Below are 19644 nucleotides of genomic sequence, written 5' to 3' on the forward strand. Positions count from 1 at the left end.
AAGTTCTCCTTTGTCAGTGTCTCTCGGATTTTGTTGCTTAACGGGGTGTTTTAACTCGTTCCCATGGCGGGATATCACTGTTATCTACTTGTTGTTCAGGCTGAGAATCAGGGACAACATAAATTTCAGTCAGTCCCGGAACACCGGAAATGTTGATGCGAGGGAGGGTGCCACTTTTAAGCTGATCAAGCAGCATCTTGCTCGCCTCCTGCTGAGAGGTAACCGCGATACCATTAATTGCTGAAATCTGCGCAGCAAGAGGGAGTCCTAATATCTCATTCACAGACTGTTTTTTTGCTGAAGAAGCTTTCCCAACTATGCTGTCCTGGGCTGAGACTACCTGTTCACGAGATACTTTGAGCGATGCTGTTCGCGCAGCATCGAGAGGCCGATCATCGGCAGTTGTTGTGAACGAACCTCCTTGCAGCGGAAGGAATTCCGTTTTAGAATCGTACGTAATCTGCAAACCACGCGACGAAATATCTGCAACAATTCCATCGCCTATTTTGTCACCTCTTGAGACAACACTGCATGCGCCCGCATCGGTTTCGATAATTGCCAATACCCATGCCCCTTCTTGTCCAACAACGCCAGAAACCCTCGGCAGTGATGATGCTGTAGTGGCAAGGGGAATGAGTATTGATAATACAAATACGATTGCAGAACGTAAAAAGCGCATCTGTCACCTCTCGGAGAAAAAAGGGGGTCTGTGTTAACAGGCCCCCTCATTAATCAGATTAAAAAATCTAGATTACAACGTAGGTTTGGCACTTGCTTCGTTGGACTGGCAGTATTCGCTACCATTTGCCCCAACTTCCCGTACGACATAGTAGTAAGTAGTGTTATTCACAACATTGCCGTCATAGTAGAAGATGGTGCTGCCGGGTGCGGTGCCGATCTTGGTGTATGGACCGCCCTGGGTAGTGCTTTTGTAGATATTGTAGCTCTTGGCTGTTGCCTTCTTAAGCCAAGTCAAACCTACTTTGCCGCTCTTTGGCTGTGCCTTGAGAGTGGTGCAGGCGTTGCAAGCAGGATCGGTTGCTGCTTTCAAAACTACCTCGGCCGAAGCGGTGCTGCTCAGGTCGCCAAAGCCACTGCTGGGGAAAGATGCAGCAGTGTTGTCGGTTACCTTCAGCGAAACCAGATATGCACCCAACGGTTTGCCGGTGAAGAAAGCAGTAACATCGGGTTGAGCAGTACTGGCGTCGTCAAACGCATTATCTCCGTCAAGATCCCAGAGGTATGACTTGATGTAGTCAACCGGCATTCCAGGCTCGCTCTGGCCGTTATCCGGGTTTATGGATTTGGTGCCATCCAGGAACCAGGTCTTGTTGGGACAGAAGTAGTACGGGCCGCCTGCATTGGCTGTCGGCGCAAGTGGTGGTATCGATATCAGTACAGTTAGCGTTGTTTCCGCAGTCTTTACCGGAGAGTTGTTGTCCGTTACTCTGAGTTTAACCGGGTAGTTGCCTACCACAGGCCAGGATTTGCTTACGTTCGGACCGACTGTTTCAAAGGTGCCGTTGTTGTCAAGATCCCACTCCCACTTGACGATAGTCTTGGCCGGGTCTTGGTGGTAAGAGCTTGAGCCGCTCAGGTTGATGGTCTGGCCAGCAACACCGGGATTCGGGGTTGCTGTTGCCACTGCTACCGGCGCACCAGCCTCGAACATAGTCTGCTTGAGCATCATGATTGCCCAGGCTGTCTCGAATGGATACTGTTCCCCGCTCGGATTATGGTACCACCAGTAACCGTCGGCATGCTGGGCATTGACCAGTGCTCGGGCAATTCCGTCAGTGGGATCCCCTTTTGCCACCTCTGCAGCATACCAGTCGATATCAACCGGGCCACTGGTAGAGTGTAGCTTGGTAATCGGCGGTTGATGCAGGAGCAACGACTTGGTAAAGGAAAACATGCCGTAGTAGTTTTGGGACTTCATGGGATAGCTATAGCCTGCGCCGTCAAAATTGTTGCGCATAAAGGTTTCGGCTTTGTCCCATGCCGGATTGCCGCGGCCGATGCCGTTAAACACCAACTGCACCATGCCAGAGGCGGTTGTTGCGAACGGCCCCCAGATGTAATTGATATCAGTGTAGCCGAACCAGCCGGTTGATGGATGTTGCGAATAGGTCAACCAGTTTGCATTTGCTGTTTTTACCCAAGCCGGGACGGTAAGTCCCCAGTTGCGTTCAGCCGGGATCATGCCGATGGCAGCCCACTGACAGGCGGAGTTGTCAGGGAACTGGTTGGTGCCGTAGCGCCAGCCACCGTAACGTACATCGTCATACTGGCCATAGGCATAATAATCGACCATGTCTTGGACGATGTCCTTATATTTCCGACCAGTTACATTAACCGGGCCGGTTGTTGCCAGCTTGTCCGGGGTACCGCTGGCGATGATGGCATCCATCATAGCGCCACCCTGGTAATACTCGTTGCCCTGATTAACACGGATGCCGAAGCCGTTGCCGTTGGAGTCAGGATTACCGAGAGTCTGGACCGGGGTGCCTTGTGTTGCAAGGTAGGTGAACAGCGTATTCATACCGCGCTTGACCGTCTCGGTATAAGGGTTGGAAACGGGACCGTCTTCAAGGTGGCCGTTGACCTCAAAAGCATTGACGTTTGCGCCCTGTATTGCATAGTAACCGGTCCAAGATGACCAATTGCCATAGAGCAAGCCGCCGGATGTCGATCTTGTCATGGATTTGTGCAGTTCCCACAAACCTTCGTCAATGGCAATATTGACTTCGACAGGGAGGGTCTTCTCCTGGATCCTTACGAAGTAGTTCTTGCTGCCGGTTTCGCCGGTAGTCGTGTTTTGCACTGTCAAGGTGGCGGTAAAGATTTTGTTAACTGCATCGGTATAGGTATGAAGCGCTTCAATGTTATACTGGTTGGTAACTGTGCCAGTTGCTACCGGTGAACCATCACCAAAGTCCCAGGTGTACTTGATGTTGTTGCCCTGAACATCGCTCGTTCCCTTGAGGCGGATCGCTTTACCCGAGTAAGTGTCGTGCGGGATCAATGGGTTGGTGACAACCCACGGTACAGTCTTAACTACAGGCGGATCTGCAAAGGCTACAAGAGGGAGCAGTGAAAGGATGGCGGTTAAGAGCAGGGTATTCTTCAACCATTGACTGACTTTCATAAAAACCTCCTTAAAAATAGATTTATTGCCAGCGGCTTATTCAATTGGGAGACCGGTAGCTGTCCGGTCTCCCATCATTTCATTGCAGGTTTAGCTTAGTTTTTGTTGCGACGACGGGCGTAGAGGCCCAGGCTGGCAAGACCAGCGCCGAGCAGCACGATGGTTGAAGGCTCTGGAACCGGATTGTTGTTGTCGATATTGGTGACGCTGATAGAGCTGGAGAAAAAGACCGAAGCCGGATCGCTCAATTGCTCTCCGTCAAGTATCCCGTTATCGTATTGCTGAAGGAAAAAGCCTGCTTCTGGCGCAGCGGTTTTGGAGTTAAAGGTTATGGTTGCTTTCTGCCCTGCAGTCAGGGAGAAGTTCCAGAGCAAGGCAACGGCCATGTCTGCGGGACCGGCCAGAATGCTGTTGTCAAGGTTAAGTAAAGGGTTCAAATCGATAGGGTCGCCAACAAGAGGAGCAAGGAATTGCCAGGAAAGACGAGCATCTTGAGCAGCGGTGTTGTGAGCGATGCCGGTTTCATTCCACCATGAGTTCACATACTGATCGATTTCCATGTCGAGATACGCACCAGCTTTGTAATCACCAGCTCCGGTAAATGTCAATTTGAAAGTCCCGAGGCCAGCAGTGCTTGTACTGTTATCGCTATTCAGGGTACCCCAATCTGCACTCACTGATCCACTACCACTGTTACTGTAATACATAAATAAACCGTTTGTTTCGCCATAATTGTAGGTTGCACCGAATGCCGAACCTGTCATGGCAATTGCTGCAAATGCCACTGCTGCCAATAGTGATGCTAATTTTTTCATGTTCGTACCTCACTTTCCTTTGTTGTCTTGAGACTTGTTTTAAAAAAAATTAAATTTAGATCTAACTACGTTTTAAACGGTGTAGAGCACATAGAAGTGGATTGAATAAGCATTCAGCATAAATAGTGCCATCTGTAACATAGTGTAATTATTTGTGAAAAAATGTAATTCTGGTGGGGTGTAAAGAAAGCCGACATTGGCTGCAACTATTGTTGCTTGTTGGTCTTGGGGTAACTATTCGAAATATCAGAGGTAAAGAGATGTGCGGCTTAGCGGACCATCGTCGGATATGTATACGCTACTGTAAGTTTTGGTTAGATGACACTCGTTTAAGAAGATCAAAATCGGCGTTCATTACAGCGTAATCCGGGAGACACTGTCCATATCTCACCCTGTCACATCGATGGAACAGTGTTATTAGGTTTGTGTCTATAGGGTTTTTGCTATGGTTGATCTCCCTAATACCTGATATGGCGTAGGGGGGCTGGTTGGTTTTTGCGGCGACAATAAGTTGTAGTATCCCGAAGATGATAGTGTAAAACTTTTCGACATCACCGGTTATTAAAACCTTATCGGCTTCGGTAAGCATCTGTTGCACACTGCGGTCGGGTTGAATCGGGAATTCTGCCGCTCTCTTTCGGGAAACGATCACTCCTCCGGATATAACCAGAAAGAGTGTTATTACAGTGGCGGTAATAGTCATCTGAAGTGTTAATAGGTTGTTACGTGATGTTGACTCCCTGACGGCAACAGCGGTCGATTTTGCCGCGATTGCCTTGGTTGCACTTGTCTCATTTTTGAAAGCTGCATGAATCGGGTGTGAAAGGGTTTTGTACGTTCCGTTGTCGGGATTAAAGTAGCTCCAGACAATCGCCGGCAACGGCAGTCGGTCCTTCGGTACGACAACCTGTTCACAGCCAAGTTTTCCGGTTGTCCTTGTCGATCGAACCGGAAAACTCTGCAGTCCGGCTCCGGTGATCGTGGGGCAGGCGGCGTTACTGAAACTGCCGGTGCCGGATATGGTTGTAGCAACAGTCAGGGGATCGCCGATGGCCACAGATTCCGGCTTGGCGGTCACAGTCATTGAAAAGTTGCCGATAGCTCCCGAGAAAGAGCCAGGTCGGCCGCTAGTCGGCAACGCTAATATCTGAAGCTGTTCAACCTGAGAGGAGACACTGACCTTGTGAGGGACCGATTCTCCGAAAAATGCGGCGCTGCCGGTTGCCTGCTCCATGGCTTCGCAGTCAAGGGTTGCCGGGCCGATTTTGCCAGTCCCTTGGTTGCCGACGGTAAACTGGCCGGAAAATCGATAGGCTGTTATGCCGGTATCCTCTTTATCTATGCTTTGTGTGGGAGGGTGGAAGGATATCAGGCCACCATCAGGTTGAGCAAGGCGTGGATAGCCAATATTGCGGATAGAGACCCCTTTGATGTGGAGGATAACGGTTACCGGCACTGTTTCGCCGGGATAGGCCTTTTCTTTGCCGAGTTCCAGGTTGAGAGTAATGCCTGGTGGCACAGTTGTCTCGGCAGCCGCAGGCAAGCCGGGGATCACAGAACAAAGAATAATGATAACTAGCAGATAAGGTTTCATCTTTTACCAGTCCTTATCCGGCGGGGCCATGTTAGACGGTTTTGAACCTGCTGCCGTGGCAGAGCGGAGGGTTTCCCGGCCGCGGGCATCGTTAAGCAGGCGGTTTGCATCGTCTTTGCTCATAGGGCGCGCTTGGCGGGATTTTCCTTTGGCATCCCCTTCGGCTGTTTCCTCGCTTGGCTTCCCCGGCTGGTTGCTCTGTTCGCCCTTTTTGGCTTTGTCCTGTTGTTTTGCCTGAGGCGTTTCCTGGTGAGTTTTTTCACCCTGTTGTTTTAGAGAAATCTGCCGGTTTATTGCTGCCAAGGATGAGCTGGCGATGGCCTCATTGTGCCGGGCATCAATGTCACCGGCATCGAGGCGCAAGGCGTCTTGCAGGGCTACCGTAGCCGTTTCCAGCCGTTGCTTGGCAGTATTCTGGTCTGAGGTGCTGATTCCACTCTTCAGCATGACCGTGCCAAGATTGTAAAGGCTCTTCTGGCGCACGGCATGCTTTGCCGAGGCTGCTGCAATTTTAAACTCGGTGGCAGCCTTTTCCAGCTCGCCTTTTCGGAAAAAGGCCACGCCCCGATTATACGCTGCTTCCTTATTGTCCCTCAGCAGTGACCAGTCAGCAAGAGCTCCATTGAGATCGCCCTGCCGGAAGCTGGCATAGGCTCGGCTGTTTTTGTACTGTAACAGGTCAAACCTCACTGCAGCGGCTATCAGCGCGATGGCGACCAGAACCAGGCATATTTTTACCGGACGGTTCATGGGGTTACTCGCCTCCCCATCAGGCTGGCAATGCCGATGAGTGCCAGGCCAGCGGCCAGCGGCCACTGAAATCGTTCGGCCAGCCGTTGACGATGCTCTTTGCGTACGGTTTCCCCGCCGATTGAGCGGGCTCGCTGCAGCAAGGACTCAAGACCAGTAGCGTCCCCCTGTAGCTGGATGGCTGCCGGATCGATGCTGTGGATGGTCGCTCGAGAGCCCCGGCTTTTGACAACGGCACCCTGCCGGTCTTTGACAAAAATTCCGCTTCCCAAGGGAATCAGGCCACCTTCCTCAGTTCCGGTAAATGCCGCCAGGACCGTTACCTTCGCTTGTCGGAGCTTCTGGAGTGCTGCCGGGATTTCACCGCCATGATCCTCACCGTCGCTGACCAGTATCAGGATGCGTCCCTGCTCAGGGGAGGCACGGAAGGTCCTTTGCGCCTCATTCAGGGCCGCCGAGATCGAACTGCCGCCCATTGGAACGGTAGCCGGTCCCAGTTCATCTACCATCCTGGCCACGATCGCATAATCGCTGGTCAACGGGCATACCGTGAAGGCTGTCCCGGCAAAAGCCAGGATGCCAACCCGGTCTCCGGGCAGGGTGTCCAACAGTTTCCTGATGGCAGCTTTTGCCGCCTCAAGTCTGGATGGCTTGAGGTCATCGCTCAACATGCTGCGGGAGAGGTCAAGGGCGATGACAATGTCGAGCCCTTTCCTGGTCTGTTCCTCGGTGATAAGCCCCCATTGCGGACGCATCAGGGCAATAACCGCCAGCAGCAGGGCAGCAGAGAAAATTATTGTCCGGCCAACGCGCCATGCCAGAGAGGGGAGGTGACAGATCCGTTCTGCCAGATCAGGTTCGGCAAATGCGACCAGAGCTTTCTTCCTCCTGAATTCAGACCGGATTGATATCGCAGCGGCGACGCTGACAACAGCGAGAAGCCAGCTATGCTCTGGGGCGGCAAAAGTCATGTCAGGGCACCCTTCGCAGCCAGGTTGCCCGGATTATGGTCTCGGCCAGCATCAGGACTATTGCCGTCAGCAGCAACGGTGTCAGCATCTCTTGAGCGCTGTTGCTGACCTTTTCTTCAATCGGTCGTTTTTCGAGCCGGTCAATCTCTCTGAAAATCGAACCGAGGGTATCGGCATCAGTGGCGAGAAAGAATCTGCCCCCGGTGGTGCGGGAAATATCGGAAAGAGTGGCCACATCCAGGTCAGCCTTGACCTCGCGGTAGGTTATCCCGCCTAGCGGGTTTTCCACCGGAAAGACTGCCACACCGTTAGCGCCGATGCCGATGGTGTGAACTTTTATGCCCAGTGCCTTTGCTGCCTGGGCCGCAACTGCCGGGGCGACGGCACCGGCATTGTTCCGGCCATCGGTTACCAGCAGTACGCTTCTGCTTTTGGCTGGAGAGGTACGAAGGCGGTTCACTGCTGTCAGCAAGGCATCGCCGACGGCAGTGCCATCCTCGATGGCGCCGGTATTGAGCTGTTCAATCGCGCTGTTCAGCCACTGGTGATCAAGCGTCAGGGGGGCGACCGGGTAGGGGCGGGCGGCAAAGGCAACCACGGCAATGCGGTCGCCGTCGCGCTTGGCAATGAAGTCCCGCATGACATCTTTGGCTATCTGCAGTCTCGCTTTGCCGTCTTTTCCTGCGGCACGGTCCATGGCGAGCATGCTGGTCGAAATATCAAGGGCCAGCACCAGATCGATCCCCCTGCTGGTTACCGAGACTTCCCGGACCAGCAGTTGCGGCCTTGCCAGTGCCAGTACCATCAGGATAATCGCGGCTCCTCGCGCAAATGGCAGAGCAGAGGCAATCCTCTGCCGTGGCGTAATCGGGAGGCGCTCCAGGAGGTCCATAGCGGGGAATCTGATTTGCTCGGCATTGCTGCGGCGCAGGCGGCTGATAAAGATAATCGTCAGTGGCAGAAGCAGCAACAGTGCCGCAGGGTCGTGAAAGCTCATGCCCTGGCTCCTGTGCCGGGCTGCAGCAACTGAGCCGTTATGCTGATGGCCCGGAGTGACTGTTCATCCTGAGGCTGCACAGCGCCAAACCTTACTGAATCACAGAAACTGGAAAGCTCGGCCACCTGCTTGAACGCATCAGATGCCAGCAGCTCTTGTGCGATATCGAGCAGTTCCTTGGAGGTCAGATGCGAGAGTTCGGCGTCTGCCAGCCGGGAGAGGTGTTGGCGCAACAGTGTGGTAAGCCTGTCGCAGAGAGCGGCTCCATCGATTTTTCCCTGGTGGTACTGGTCAGCAATGGTTGCCAGCAATGCAGCGAGCGGTTCCGATTCATCCTCTGCCGGAGAAGTTATGGGCACTGCCTGTGGCTTGCCTCTGAATATCAAGAAAATAGCCAGGCTGCAGAGAGCAACGGTTGCGGCAGTTAAGGCAAAAGGGGGAAGGCCTGTCGGGGCTATGGGGCCATGGATAGCGCGGATTGCCTCGGGGGGAGTAGTTGCAGCATAGAGGCGGCCGGTAATTGAACTGAAGAATGCAAGCAGAACGACACTGTGACGAACCATGTCACTGTCTCCTCTGTCGTCCCCGGCTTCTGAAGAACCGGATCAGGGGATGCAGCGGCGGTGTCCGCGTGTCCAAATCGAGGATTTCAGCGCCACTTGAGGAGATCCTGCTGCGCATTTCTGCAAGCCGTCCGGCGGCCAATCTCCGGTAACTTTCCCGGACCAGCCGGCTGGACGAATCCACTAACCGGGATGCGCCGTTTTCCGGGTCAATCAACTGGACGAGCCCTGCTGATGGCAACTCCCTGTCAGCCGGATCGCTTATTGGAACGGCTACCAGGTCGTGGCGAGCGGCTAGTGTCGCAAGCGACCTCACCGGTATCGGGTCAAGGAAGTCGGAAAAAATGAAAACCAGAGCACGCCCCTTGATGACATTCTGCAGGTAGGTAAGCGCGCTTTCCAGGTCAGAGGCCTCATTTTCCCGGGGAGGTGCGAGCGCCTGGTGCACCAATCTCATGACATGGCGTTTTCCCTTGGCCGGAGCGAGGAAATGCCCCCGGCCACCGCCGTAGGTAAACAGGCCGACCCGGTCGTTGGAGCGGAGTGCGGCAAAGGCGAGCAGTGCCGCTGCTTCCGTTGCGGTTTCCTGCTTTGTTGCGCGCACAGTGCCAAAATCCATGGATGCGGAACAGTCGAGCAGGATCATGAGCGTCAGTTCCCGCTCTTCGACAAAGCGCTTGACAAAGGGGCGGTCAAGCCGGGCCGTAACATTCCAGTCGATGGTCCGGACATCATCGCCCGGTTGGTACTCGCGCACTTCCTCGAACTCGATGCCCCGCCCACGAAAGGCACTCAGGTATTCTCCGGCAAAGATTCCGGTGGCAAGGTGCGCCGCCTTGATCTGCAGGCTTCGGACGCTAAGATGACTGAAAGGATGCTCAGTTGGCGTGGTCTGCTGGCGAGCCTTCATGATCAGGGGACCCTGACGTTGGCCAGAATCTCGGCAATCAGGCAATCGGTGGTCATGCCATCAATGTCCGCTTCGTAGGTGGTTATGATCCGGTGACGCAGGACATCCGGGGCAATTTCCTTGATATCCTGAGGCACCACATAGGAGCGGCCGCGGATGAATGCCAGCGCCTTGGAGGCCATGGCCATATAGATGCTCCCGCGTGGGGAGGCGCCGAAGTCGATGTAGCGCGCGAGCCGCTCCATTCCGCAGCGGGACGGATCGCGGGTGGCAAAGACAATGTCGAGGATGTACTGTTCGATCTTCTCGTCCAGGTACAGCTCATCGACAGCTGCCCGTGCCCGCAGGATATCGGCAGGATGGATTACCGGTTCTGTCTCGCTGGTTCTGGCAGTACGGGCCGAGCGCCTGATAATCTCCCGCTCTTCATCCCATGAGGGGTAGTCTACTGATATCTTGAGCATGAACCGGTCCATCTGCGCCTCGGGGAGCGGGTAGGTGCCTTCCTGTTCGATCGGGTTCTGGGTGGCAAGCACCATGAACAGGTCGTCCAGCGGATAGGTGGACTCACCGATGGTTACTTGACGTTCCTCCATCGCTTCCAGCAAGGCGCTGTGGACCTTGGCCGGGGCACGGTTCACCTCGTCGGAGAGCACGATGTTGGCAAAGATCGGCCCTTTTCTGGTTGAGAAGTGGCCGTCGCGCGGATTATAGATCTGGGTGCCGATCAGGTCGGCCGGCAACAGGTCCGGGGTGAACTGGATCCGCTGGAATCTGGCGTCGATCAAACCGGCCAGGGTCTTGACTACCGTGGTCTTGGCCAGCCCCGGAACCCCTTCGATCAGGATGTGCCCGTTGGAGAGCAGGGCGATCAGCAGCCGCTCTATCAACTGGTGCTGGCCGACCAGTACATTCTCCATCGAAGAGATCAGCTTCGGGATGAACTCGCTTGCTTTGCGGATCCGGTCATTGCTGTCGTTGCTGTTAGTGGCCACGGTTCACTCCGGTTCAGTTTAATCATAAAAATACATCAAAAACAGGGGAGTACAAGAAGGTGATCTCCAATAACCTTATCCACAAGGTAAACACGGGTTGCCGAACCGCTCCAGCCACTGATCGAAGATAACCAGCTTTTCGGCGCCAAACCTGGCGAGTCCGGAGCGAACCTGCTCGACACTCTTCTCTGTTGTCAGTTTGCCTGGGGTCTTGGAGTAAAACAGGTCAGCATAAGAGATGATCTCTTCTTCAATGCACGTCGGGCCCATGGCGCGGGCCGGGAGCGGCAGATTGCGGGTTAGTATTTCATCGGCAGTCAGTCCGACGCCGATATGGCGTTCGCATACCAGGGCGTGACGAGGAAACCCCTCTGCTTCGAGGATCGCGCGGCCATGGATGCCGTGACAGAGGTAATTGTCCGCACCGTGGCAGCCGATATCAGGGGCGGATATCCGGCATACCCCGATGTCATGGAGCAGGGCCGCCTGCTCGACAAATTCAAGGTCGATCTCAGCCGCAAGGCACTGGGCAATACGCAGCGCCTTGTGTGCGACCAGTCGGCTGTGCTCTAGTATTATGGTGCGGGCATTGCTGTCAGGAAAGTATTTTTCGATCAAGGTGTAAGGATTCATATCGGGTGAGTATGCCTTCATGGCCCGAGTGCTGTCAAGAGTCGCCTGAGCCGTCTCTCCTTGACCTGTTGCCGATTATCGGGTAACTTTGCGCAAACGCGCATTCGACGGAGTGACACATGGCTCGTCCCACCTGGGATCAATACTTTATGGAAATAACGCACCTTGTTGCCAAGCGTTCCACCTGCCTGCGGCGCCAGGTCGGGGCGGTTCTGGTGAAAGACAAGAATATCCTGGCAACCGGCTATAATGGCGCCCCTTCAGGGGTGGCCCATTGCCTGGATGTCGGTTGTCTGCGTGAGCAGATGGGGGTTCCGTCCGGAGAGCGTCACGAACTCTGCCGGGGGCTCCATGCCGAGCAGAATGCCATTATCCAGGCTGCCAAGCATGGTACCAGCATTGAAGGGGCCACTCTTTATTCGACAACAATGCCTTGCATTATCTGCACTAAGATGGTTATAAATGCCGGCATCAAGCGGGTGGTTTACGAAGAGGGCTATTCAGACCAGCTTGCCGCCAGTATGATAGCTGAATCAGGAGTCATTGTGGATCGCTTCGATGCTGAAGCCGCAGGTGAAGAGTCATGAAATGCCCTTTTTGCAGCTATCACGACACCAAGGTTGTCGATTCCCGGCCGGACAAAGGGGGGTCGACCATTCGTCGCCGCCGCGAGTGCGAGTCGTGCGGCAAGCGCTTCACCACCCACGAGCGGGTGGAGGACATCCTGCCCCTGGTGCTCAAGAAGGATGGCCGCCGGGAGAGCTTTGATCGCCTGAAAGTGATCGGCGGCATCCAGAAGGCGTGCGAGAAGAGGCCGGTATCGGTTGAACAGATCGAACAGATGGTGGACCGGCTGGAAACAAGGCTTCAGGAGAGCGGCGAGCGGGAATTTCCAAGCACCATGATCGGCGAGTGGGTGATGAACGAGCTTCACCAGGTCGATCAGGTCGCCTATGTCAGGTTTGCCTCGGTATATCGCTCTTTCAAGGATATCAACGAATTCATGGCAGAACTGCAGGACCTTCTGAAAAAGTAGCATGACGGACCGAATGCCGTCCCAGTACCGTTCTTTGCATGGCACATTATTTCACCGAGAGCTTTGACGTGGCGGATATCCAACAGTTCATGCGGCGTGCCCTGTCCCTTGCCCGTAAGGGAATCGGCAAGACCTCGCCCAATCCTGCAGTCGGCTGCGTCATCGTACGTAATGGCGAGATAATAGGCCAGGGCTGGCACAGGCGCGCCGGAACCCCCCATGCCGAGGTGCATGCCCTCAGGGATGCCGTGGGTTTGGCCAAAGGCGCCGATGTTTATGTAACCCTTGAGCCGTGCAGCCACTTCGGCAAGACTCCGCCGTGCGCTGATGCGCTTATCGAAGCTCGAGTCGCCAGGGTTTATGTCGGCATGGTCGATCCCAACCCCAAGGTTGCCGGCCGCGGCATTGAAAAGCTGAGAGCTGCCGGAATAGAGGTAACCATCGGCGTTCTGGAGAAAGAATGCCGGGTCATCAATCGACCTTTTATCAAACACGTCACCACAACCCTCCCGTTTGTTACCCTGAAAAGCGCCATGACCCTTGACGGCAAGACCGCTACTGCATCCTGCGATTCCCGGTGGGTGACCGGCGAGGCCTCGCGCAGGCTTGTTCATAAACTACGGGGCGAGAGCGATGCCATCATGGTCGGCATCGGCACGGTACTGGCCGATGATCCGCAGCTTACCTGCCGGATCAGGGGGGGGCGCGACCCGCAGCGGGTAATCATCGACAGCAAGCTGAGAACTCCCTTGAGTGCAAAGGTGTTAACTGTTGATTCAGGGGCGCGGACTTTTATTGCCACCATTGCGGACGATCCGGCGAAGATCCGAGCCATAGAGGCGCTTGGCGCAGAGGTCCTTCCCTGCCGGGAAAAGAACGGCAGGGTTGATCTGCCGGATCTCATGGCCAAGCTTGGCGGCCGAGGCATCCAGTCGATCCTGCTCGAAGGCGGGGCCGGCCTGGCCGGTGCCATGCTCGATAATCAGTTGATTGACCGCTGTCTCTTTTTCTACGCCCCGAAACTGGTGGGCGGCGAGGGGATCGGACTGTTCAATGGCAGCGGGGCCGGGGTGATGGCGGATGCCGTGCCGCTCGGCAACATTGCGGTTCGTCGCTGCGGAGCAGACATTATCGTGGAAGGAGAGCCGAATTACCGATGTTTACCGGCCTGATAGAAGATGTGGGGCGGGTGGCCCGTCTCGAAAAGCATGGCGCAGCAGCGGCCCTGGAAGTGGCTACTGCTCTGCCCCTGGCAGAGATCGCCATCGGTGATTCAGTGGCGATCAATGGGGTCTGTCTCACGGTGGTTACCAAGGGGGACGGGACTGTTTCCTTTGATGTCTCGCCGGAATCGCTCCGCGCTGCCGGTTTTGACCGGCTGAAGCCCGGTTCCGCCGTGAACCTGGAGCGGGCATTGCGCCTTTCCGACCGCCTGGGCGGGCATCTGGTGAGCGGTCATGTGGACTGTACTGCTCTGGTTTCCGGCAGGAAAGAGATCTCCGGCAATCATGTCTTTGACTTCAGGCTCCCTGCCGAGTATTGCCGCTATCTCGTTGCCAAGGGTTCCGTCACTATCGATGGCGTGAGCCTTACCGTGAACGAAGTGGAGCGGGAACGGTTTTCGGTAAACATCATCCCGCATACGGCACAGGCAACGACATTGCACCTGAGGCGTCCCGGAGACCAGGTAAATATTGAGGTAGATATCCTGGCAAAATATGTGGAGCGCCTGTTGACCGGCAAGGGTGGAAGTGGTGGCGGGTTGAGCCTTGAGGCGCTTGCACAAGCCGGCTTTTTGTGAGATAAAGACCAATTGAGAAACGAATTCGGGAGCTTCGCATGCCTGTAGCCAGGATAGAAGATGCAATAGAGGATATTCGCCAGGGGAAGATGGTTATCCTGGTGGATGATGAGGATCGTGAGAACGAAGGCGATCTGACCATGGCAGCGGAAAAAATCACCCCTGAGGCGATTAATTTCATGGCCAAGTTTGGCCGTGGCCTGATCTGTCTCAGTATGACCGCCGAGATGTGCGACCATCTCCGGCTGCCGCTGATGGTTTCCAGCAACACTTCATCATTCGGCACTGCTTTCACTGTCTCCATTGAGGCCAAGAAAGGGGTTACCACCGGGATCTCTGCTGCCGACCGCGCCCATACCATACTGACCGCTGTCTCTGATGGGTGCAAGGCTGAAGACCTGGCCCGTCCCGGCCATGTCTTCCCGCTGCGCGCCAAGGCCGGCGGGGTTCTGGTTAGGGCTGGCCAGACCGAAGGATCGGTTGACATGGCACGCCTGGCCGGGCTTAAACCGGCCGGAGTGATTTGCGAGATCATGAACGACGACGGCACCATGTCGCGTCTTCCGGAGTTGCGGAAATTCGCCAAGGAGCACGGCATCAAGATCTGCACTGTTGCCGATCTCGTGGCCTACCGGCTCAAGCACGAGTCGCTGGTGAGGCGCGCCGCCGAGGTCAAGCTTCCCACGATGTACGGCGGCGATTTCAAGGCGATCGCCTTTGAAAACGATATCGACAATCTGGAGCACTTGGCGCTGGTCAAGGGAGAGATCCATGGCGATGAGCCGGTTCTGGTGCGGGTCCATTCGGAATGTCTCACCGGTGACGTCTTCGGCAGCCGCCGCTGCGATTGTTGCGACCAGCTTCATGCCGCAATGGAGATGATCGACCGGGAAGGTAAGGGGGTTGTCCTCTACATGCGCCAGGAAGGGCGCGGCATCGGCCTGATCAACAAGCTTAAAGCCTATGCCCTGCAGGATGAAGGGCAGGACACGGTCGAGGCCAACCTGGCGCTCGGTTTCAAGGCCGACCTGCGCGACTACGGCATCGGGGCGCAGATCCTGGTTAATCTGGGGGTCAAGAAAATCCGGTTGATGACCAATAACCCGAAGAAAATCGTCGGCCTGGAAGGGTATGGCATTGATATTGTCGAGCGGGTGCCGATAGAGGTGGAGCCGACCAAGAGCAACATCAAGTATCTGAAGACCAAGCGTGACAAGATGGGACATCTTATCGAGAATGTCTGAGGACATTATTGCAGTTTCCGGAGGATAGATATGCCGAAATTCATTGAAGGTAACCTGGACGCCAAGGGGCTTAAGTTTGGCATCGTGGTTGGGCGTTTTAACAGCTTCATCGGAGAGCGTCTGCTGGAAGGGGCGCTGGATGCCCTGATCAGGCATGGCGCTGACGATAAAAAGATCGAGGTGGCAAGGGTTCCCGGTGCCTTTGAGATCCCGCTGGTGACAAAGGCGATGGCTGAGTCCGGCAAGTACGATGCCCTGATCTGTCTCGGCGCCGTGATTCGTGGATCAACACCGCACTTTGATTACGTGGCATCCGAGGTCTCCAAGGGGGTTGCCCAGGTTTCCCTCCAGACCGGCTGTCCTGTGGCGTTCGGCGTGCTCACCACCGACACCATTGAGCAGGCTGTGGAACGCGCCGGTACCAAGGCCGGCAACAAGGGGTTCGATGCCGCCGTGACTGCCATCGAAACCGCCAATGTTCTCAAGGGGCTTAAATAGTGGGGGCTCGGAGAGAAGGGCGGGAATTGGCACTTCAGGCCCTCTATGCGCTGGACCTCAACCCGGTTGGTATCCGCATCGGTTTGTCTCTGTTCTGGGAGAGCCAGCGGGCGCCTCAGGCAATACGGGAGTTCACGGAACAGCTGGTAATAGGGGTGGTTGATAACCGGAAAGAGATCGACACCCTGATCGAGGAGAAATCGAAGAACTGGTCCCTGGGCCGGATGTCAAAGGTGGACCTGAACATCCTGCGGCTTGCCACCTTTGAATTGATCCATCGCCAGGATATTCCGCGGAATGTGACGATCAATGAAGGGATCGAGATTGCCAAGAAGTTCGGTACCGAAGAGTCGCCGGCCTTTATCAACGGCATACTGGACGAGATAGCTGCATCAGTACCGGAGAAACCTTTTTAATCTTAAACTATTAAATGGCACAGCAAAAAGCTCCAGTTGCAAGGCTTGAGAAATCTGAGGAATGAGTCGTAGCCGTAGGCTACGTCGCAGTGACGATAGATTGAGCATAACGCCGCAGATGGAATTTTGGCGAAGCTATAGTGTGAGGGAATAAATGGAAGAGATACATGTTGGCCTGGTAGGTTTCGGCACTGTCGGCGCCGGAGTTGCCAAGCTTCTGCTGCAGAACGAAAAACTGATCTCTGAGAAGACCGGCGCCCGCCTGGTGCTGAAAAAAATAGCCGATCTTGATATTACCACGGATCGCGGGGTACAGCTGGCTGATGGCGTACTCACCACCGATGTCGACCAGGTGCTGTGCGATCCGCAGATCGCCATTGTCATCGAGCTTATCGGCGGTTACGAGCCGGCCAGGACCTTCGTAATGAGGGCAATAGAGCATGGCAAGCATGTGGTTACCGCCAACAAGGCGTTGCTGGCGCTTCATGGCGACGAAATCTACGCAGCAGCGGCCCGGCGTGGCGTTGAGGTGCTATTCGAGGCCGCAGTTGGCGGTGGCATCCCGGTGCTGTCGGCAATCAAGGGGAATCTGGCTGGGAACAATTTCCAGACCGTGCTTGGCATCCTGAATGGCACCTGCAACTACATCCTCACCAGGATGACCCAGGAGGGGGCCGATTTCGGCGATGTGCTGAAAACCGCCCAGGAGCTTGGTTACGCCGAGGCCGATCCGACCTTTGATATCGAGGGGATCGATACTGCGCACAAGATCAGCCTGCTGGTATCGCTCTGTTTCGGTACACGGGTCGATTTCAAGAGCATCTACACCGAGGGGATCAGCTCGGTTTCGGCGTTGGATATCAACTTTGCCAGGGATTTTGGCTACAAGATCAAGCTGCTCGCCATCGGCAAGCGGGACAACGGCCGGATCGAGGTCCGGGTGCATCCGACCATGATCCCGGTTGGCCACCCGATCGCCGACGTGGACGGTGTCTTTAACTCGATTCGCTTGACCGGCGATTTCGTCGGCGCGGTCATGTTCATCGGCCGTGGGGCTGGGATGGACCCGACCGCCAGTGCCGTGGTTGGCGATGTGATCGAGGTCTCCCGGAGCATCCTGGCCGGTGCGGTACGCCGCTCGGCGCCGCTCGGCTACCTGGATGACAGCGTTGCCACCCTGCCGATCAAGCCGATCGGCGAGATCGTCAGCAAGTACTACCTAAGGTTCAGCGCCCAGGACAAGCCCGGAGTGCTGGCAAAGATTGCCGGGGCGCTCGGCAACCACAATATCAGCATCGAGTCGATGATCCAGCAGGGGCGCAGCGCCGGCGAGACGGTGCCGATCGTGATCATGACCCACGAGGCCAAAGAGAGCGAAATCCGCGCCGCCCTGGCCGAGATCGACGCTTTCGACGTGATCAATGGCAAGAGTATTCTGATCAGGATTGAAGATAATTTGGAGTAATCGGGTTGTAATGATTTACTGCAAAAAGGCGCTGGAGGATCGATTCCCTCAGCGCCTTTTTTGTGTAGAAACAAAACAGTCAATAAGTTACAGATGAAGGGTTAATTTAAAATATGAAAGATGAAGATCTAGCCCTTAAGAGGGCTCACAAATGACAACGAACTCGCGCAAGAAACCAAAGAAAAGTGGTGTTGGTCAGCTTTCTGGCAGCGGTTGAAAAGGCGAGAGTTGACGGAAGGTGATCTGGACGGCTTGACTTTCAGGGTGGTTATACCTCTTCTATTATTATCAGTAGTTTTAGTATTACAGTTGGACTCTGAAGGCGCGGCTGGCGATTGGGCCATAAGAATGGCATACATCTGGGTTGCACCACCAATTGTGGTTCTATTTTGTCTACTATCCTATTGTAATAAACGAGCTAGTCAAAGCATTTTTCGAAAAGCCTGGCTAATTGTTGCACCTGTGCTTGGTGGGGTATTGTTAACTTATGGCTCTATCGGATACTTCAATTTTGCCAATGCCCTTACCGGCAGTGACGAACCGGTTGTTGTGTCAGGTCCTATTGTTAAAAAAGCCGATTCCTCGGGGCGTATGGGGCCTAGTACCTACTTGTATGTTCACTTTGAGGGGCGGGAGATCCATTTAAGCGTTCCCCTAAAGGATTGGAAATCATACAAAGTCGGCGACATCTATAGTCTGACAATGTATCGCGGCGGGTTTGGGTATTTCTATCGATGGAAGTTGTCGAAAAAATGATGGGCACGAACTGATAGTGATAGGGGGCAGGTCTTCATAAAGCCTGTCCCCTTTTTATTACGCCGCATCTTTCCACGGCTTGACTTCGCGCTCAATTCGTTCGCTGAGAGTTGCTGCGGTGGTTAGGTCATACTCGGTCTGGAGGTTCATCCAGCTTTGGGCATCGGTGCCAAAGAAGCGGGCCAGCCGCAGGGCGGTATCTGCGGTGATCGACCGCTTGCTGGCGCAGATCTCATCGATACGGCGCTGGAGGACGCCGATGGACTTGGCCAGCCGGTAGCGGCTGATCCCCATCGGGTTCAGGAAATCCTCCAAAAGGATTTCGCCGGGATGGACCGGTGGCAGATCGCGGGTGCTCATAATTGGGACCTCGTTAGTGGAAAATCTCAATTCCGGCTATCCGGCATCAGTTCGGTGAAATAGTGGATCGAGTGGTATTCCGGGGATGGTGCCGGGGGGATGGTTGAGCTGAACCGGCTGACGTAGATCAGGTAACGGATGCCGTATTCGCGGGCAGTACCGAGGTTGGTTTCGCTGTCTTCGCCGAGCATGGTCCGCAGCGGGTCGTATTTGACCTTTTCCTGCAGTTTCCCCCAGAAGCTGGTCTCTTCCTTTGGCAGTCCCAGGTCATGGGCTGATACTATCCCGTTAAAATAACTACTTATCCTGGTTTTTCTCATTTTAAGGTCGAGGGTCTTGGAGTGGGCGTTGGTGACCAGCCATGCCTGTTTGTTGCTCTGCCTTAGAAAGGTCAGAAACTCGATCACTCCGGGGTGGACTGCTATCAGGTGGTCTACTTCCAGCTTGAGCAGCGGGATGTCCAGGCCGAGACGGTCCGACCAGTAATCGAGGTCGGTCCAGTTGAGGGTATTCTCCTGGGAGCGGAACATGGCATGGAGCCTGTTCTTGGCTTCGTCCAGAGGCACCCGGTTTTTGCGGCCCCAGACTCTGGGCACATGTTCCACCCAGAAATGGTCGTCAAAGTGGCGGTCAAGCAGGGTGCCGTCCATGTCGAGCAGCACGGTGTCGATGGCGTTCCAGTCGATCTTCAT

22 protein-coding genes are annotated in these 19644 nt (G+C 55.0%); 9 read left to right on the forward strand and 13 right to left on the reverse strand.

What is annotated here, in order from left to right; genetic code table 11:
• Positions 1-37: 37 nt before the first annotated feature.
• The 11 genes from KI809_RS16020 to KI809_RS16070 form a co-directional block, all read right to left on the reverse strand.
• The gene (locus tag KI809_RS16020; protein WP_214172596.1) at positions 38-679 is read right to left on the reverse strand and encodes a hypothetical protein; all 642 of its coding nucleotides are present in this window, start codon (positions 677-679) and stop codon (positions 38-40) included.
• 72 nt (positions 680-751) lie between these two features.
• Complete coding sequence (locus tag KI809_RS16025) at positions 752-3148, reverse strand: PKD domain-containing protein (protein ID WP_214172597.1); 2397 nt, start codon at positions 3146-3148, stop codon at positions 752-754.
• A gap of 95 nt (positions 3149-3243) precedes the next feature.
• Entirely contained in the window at positions 3244-3963 is a 720-nt protein-coding gene (locus tag KI809_RS16030; protein WP_246559460.1) for a PEP-CTERM sorting domain-containing protein, read from the reverse strand.
• Between the two features lie 298 nt (positions 3964-4261).
• The gene (locus KI809_RS16035; protein ID WP_214172598.1) at positions 4262-5557 is read right to left on the reverse strand and encodes a BatD family protein; all 1296 of its coding nucleotides are present in this window, start codon (positions 5555-5557) and stop codon (positions 4262-4264) included.
• Positions 5558-5560: 3 nt separating this feature from the next.
• A complete protein-coding gene (locus tag KI809_RS16040; protein WP_214172599.1) occupies positions 5561-6307 on the reverse strand; it encodes a hypothetical protein in 747 nt (248 codons plus the stop codon).
• Complete coding sequence (locus KI809_RS16045; RefSeq protein WP_214172600.1) at positions 6304-7278, reverse strand: VWA domain-containing protein; 975 nt, start codon at positions 7276-7278, stop codon at positions 6304-6306. Before KI809_RS16045 ends, KI809_RS16040 begins: the two co-directional genes overlap by 4 nt.
• 1 nt (position 7279) lies before the next feature.
• Positions 7280-8275 (reverse strand): vWA domain-containing protein, encoded by a 996-nt coding sequence (locus KI809_RS16050; RefSeq protein WP_214172601.1) that lies wholly within the window; start codon positions 8273-8275, stop codon positions 7280-7282.
• Positions 8272-8838: a hypothetical protein gene (locus KI809_RS16055; protein WP_214172602.1), complete on the reverse strand. Its 567-nt coding sequence runs from the start codon at positions 8836-8838 to the stop codon at positions 8272-8274. The genes KI809_RS16050 and KI809_RS16055 overlap by 4 nt, the downstream gene beginning before the upstream one ends.
• Position 8839: 1 nt before the next feature.
• A complete protein-coding gene (locus KI809_RS16060) occupies positions 8840-9748 on the reverse strand; it encodes a DUF58 domain-containing protein (protein ID WP_214172603.1) in 909 nt (302 codons plus the stop codon).
• 2 nt (positions 9749-9750) lie between these two features.
• Positions 9751-10743: an AAA family ATPase gene (locus KI809_RS16065; protein ID WP_214172604.1), complete on the reverse strand. Its 993-nt coding sequence runs from the start codon at positions 10741-10743 to the stop codon at positions 9751-9753.
• Between the two features lie 75 nt (positions 10744-10818).
• Entirely contained in the window at positions 10819-11397 is a 579-nt protein-coding gene (locus KI809_RS16070) for an HD domain-containing protein (protein ID WP_337833330.1), read from the reverse strand.
• Positions 11398-11495: 98 nt separating this feature from the next.
• Here KI809_RS16070 and KI809_RS16075 point away from each other — a divergent pair, with 98 nt between their 5' ends.
• From KI809_RS16075 to KI809_RS16115, 9 genes are all read left to right on the forward strand, one after another.
• Positions 11496-11963 carry a deoxycytidylate deaminase gene (locus KI809_RS16075; protein ID WP_214172605.1) on the forward strand — a complete coding sequence of 156 codons (468 nt, stop codon included), beginning with the start codon at positions 11496-11498 and terminating at the stop codon, positions 11961-11963.
• Complete coding sequence (gene nrdR, locus KI809_RS16080) at positions 11960-12412, forward strand: transcriptional regulator NrdR (protein WP_214172606.1); 453 nt, start codon at positions 11960-11962, stop codon at positions 12410-12412. Before KI809_RS16075 ends, nrdR begins: the two co-directional genes overlap by 4 nt.
• A gap of 38 nt (positions 12413-12450) precedes the next feature.
• Positions 12451-13584: a bifunctional diaminohydroxyphosphoribosylaminopyrimidine deaminase/5-amino-6-(5-phosphoribosylamino)uracil reductase RibD gene (ribD, locus tag KI809_RS16085; protein WP_214172607.1), complete on the forward strand. Its 1134-nt coding sequence runs from the start codon at positions 12451-12453 to the stop codon at positions 13582-13584.
• Positions 13569-14213: a riboflavin synthase gene (locus tag KI809_RS16090; protein ID WP_214172608.1), complete on the forward strand. Its 645-nt coding sequence runs from the start codon at positions 13569-13571 to the stop codon at positions 14211-14213. Before ribD ends, KI809_RS16090 begins: the two co-directional genes overlap by 16 nt.
• Positions 14214-14251: 38 nt before the next feature.
• On the forward strand, positions 14252-15457 hold the full coding sequence (locus KI809_RS16095; protein WP_214172609.1) for a bifunctional 3,4-dihydroxy-2-butanone-4-phosphate synthase/GTP cyclohydrolase II: 1206 nt from the start codon (positions 14252-14254) through the stop codon (positions 15455-15457).
• Between the two features lie 30 nt (positions 15458-15487).
• Positions 15488-15955 carry a 6,7-dimethyl-8-ribityllumazine synthase gene (gene ribH, locus KI809_RS16100; protein WP_214172610.1) on the forward strand — a complete coding sequence of 156 codons (468 nt, stop codon included), beginning with the start codon at positions 15488-15490 and terminating at the stop codon, positions 15953-15955.
• Entirely contained in the window at positions 15955-16371 is a 417-nt protein-coding gene (gene nusB, locus KI809_RS16105) for a transcription antitermination factor NusB (RefSeq protein WP_214172611.1), read from the forward strand. The genes ribH and nusB overlap by 1 nt, the downstream gene beginning before the upstream one ends.
• Before the next feature lie 154 nt (positions 16372-16525).
• Positions 16526-17836, forward strand: coding sequence for a homoserine dehydrogenase (locus tag KI809_RS16110; RefSeq protein ID WP_214172612.1), 1311 nt, complete (start codon positions 16526-16528; stop codon positions 17834-17836).
• A gap of 228 nt (positions 17837-18064) precedes the next feature.
• Positions 18065-18592 (forward strand): hypothetical protein, encoded by a 528-nt coding sequence (locus KI809_RS16115; RefSeq protein WP_214172613.1) that lies wholly within the window; start codon positions 18065-18067, stop codon positions 18590-18592.
• Positions 18593-18649: 57 nt separating this feature from the next.
• Here the strand turns inward: KI809_RS16115 and KI809_RS16120 are convergent, their stop codons facing one another.
• Positions 18650-18952: a HigA family addiction module antitoxin gene (locus KI809_RS16120; RefSeq protein WP_214172614.1), complete on the reverse strand. Its 303-nt coding sequence runs from the start codon at positions 18950-18952 to the stop codon at positions 18650-18652.
• Between the two features lie 26 nt (positions 18953-18978).
• On the reverse strand, positions 18979-19644 hold the full coding sequence (gene yrfG / locus KI809_RS16125; protein WP_214172615.1) for a GMP/IMP nucleotidase: 666 nt from the start codon (positions 19642-19644) through the stop codon (positions 18979-18981).

Origin of the sequence: Geoanaerobacter pelophilus (genome assembly GCF_018476885.1) — a bacterium.
Taxonomy (GTDB): Bacteria; Desulfobacterota; Desulfuromonadia; order Geobacterales; family DSM-12255; genus Geoanaerobacter; species Geoanaerobacter pelophilus.